A 1,487-nucleotide genomic window follows, 5' to 3' on the forward strand; every position below is an offset into this window, starting at 1 on the left:
TTCCTGTGTAAGCGATCGGTCCCTCGTGGTTGGTTTCTCTCTTACAGGTAGGGGTTGATGCGGTCGGGGTAGGCGATCGCGAGCTGGCCGAGTGCCTGCTTCCAGTTCGTCACGACCTGACCCTCGACGAGCCGCCCGGGCGCCTTGCGGTCCGCGGATGGCCTTCCGCGTTCCTTGGCCCGTTCACGGGCTCGCTTGTCCTCGATGTTGCAGATCGCCAGCCACAGCAACTTCACCACGGCCTCGTCGGACGGGAAGTGCCCGCGGTTCTTGGTGACCTTGCGCAGCTGGTAGTTCAGCGACTCGATCGAGTTGGTCGTGTAGATCACCCGCCGCAGCTCTGGCGGGAACGCCAGGAACGGGATGAACCGTTCCCACGCCGACTCCCAGGTCGCGACGGCGTGCGGGTACTTCTTGCCCCAGTTCGAGTCCTGAAACGCTGCGAACGCGTCCTTCGCGGACTTGTCGTTGGTGGCGGTGTAGATCGGCTTGAGTGCCTTCGCCACTTGCTTGCGGTCCTTGTAGTTCACGAACCGCATCGACGCGCGGATCAGGTGCACCACGCAGGTCTGCACGGTCGCGTGCTTCCACGTCGCTTCGATCGCCTCGGGCAGCCCGGTCAGGCCGTCGCAGCACACGATGAGTACGTCACGCACGCCGCGGTTGGCGAGCTCGGCGCACACGCCGGCCCAGAACTTCGCGCCCTCGGACGTCTGGATCCAGATCCCCAGGACGTGCTTGACGCCGTCCATGTCGACGCCGACGGCGATGTGGGCGGACTTGTTGATCACGTGCGCGCCGTCGCGGACCTTGACCACAATCGCGTCCAGGTAGACCACCGGGTAGAACGCCTCCAGCGGCCGGGCTTGCCACTCCAGGATCTCCTCGGCGATCGCGTCGGTGATGTTGCTGATCGTCTCGTGCGACAGCTCGGTCCCGATCGTCGAGGACAGGTGGTGCGCGATGTCCCTGACGGTCATCCCGCCGGCGTAGAGGCTGATGATCATCTCGTCCAGACCGGACAGCCGGCGTGAGCCCTTCGGGACCAGGACCGGGGTGAACGTCCCGTCGCGATCGCGCGGGATCGCCAGTTCGAGGTCGCCGGTCTGAGTGGCGACTGTCTTCGGGGTCGTGCCGTTGCGGCTGTTCGACACCGCCGACGCCTCCGGGGCGCCCTTCTCGTAGCCCAGATGCGAGGTCAGCTCGGCCTGCAGCCCGCGTTCGAGGGTGGCCTTGATCAGGCCGGGGATGAACCCGCCATCGCCGGTCAGCTCGATCTCGCCGGCGTCGATCTTGGCGAACAGCTCGTCCATCGCACCCGACGCTGCGAACTCGGCCGCAGCTTTCGCGCCCGGCATGTCCGCACGGTCAGCCCGTCGAGCAGCGGCGGCCTTCTTGTAGTCCGGTCGCCCGGTTCCTTCGGTCACAGCAGTCATCATCGTTCCTTTGCTGAGACCGACCGCTTACACAGACCATCTGACACCCCC

General features: G+C 65.8%; 1 protein-coding gene. It reads right to left on the reverse strand.

The genetic code is table 11. The features are described from left to right. Window positions 1–41: 41 nt before the first annotated feature. Window positions 42–1,313, reverse strand: coding sequence for an IS256 family transposase (locus tag NOCJ54_RS0122560; RefSeq protein ID WP_442937361.1), 1,272 nt, complete (start codon window positions 1,311–1,313; stop codon window positions 42–44). Window positions 1,314–1,487: the final 174 nt, after the last annotated feature.

Origin of the sequence: Nocardioides sp. J54 (assembly GCF_000519005.1) — a bacterium.
Lineage (GTDB): Bacteria > Actinomycetota > Actinomycetes > Propionibacteriales > Nocardioidaceae > Nocardioides.

Coding starts and splice junctions, on each gene's coding strand:
- NOCJ54_RS0122560 (WP_442937361.1), bottom strand. CDS start 1,313: ATGGACGAGCTGTTCGCCAAGATCGACGCCGGCGAGATCGAGCTGACC.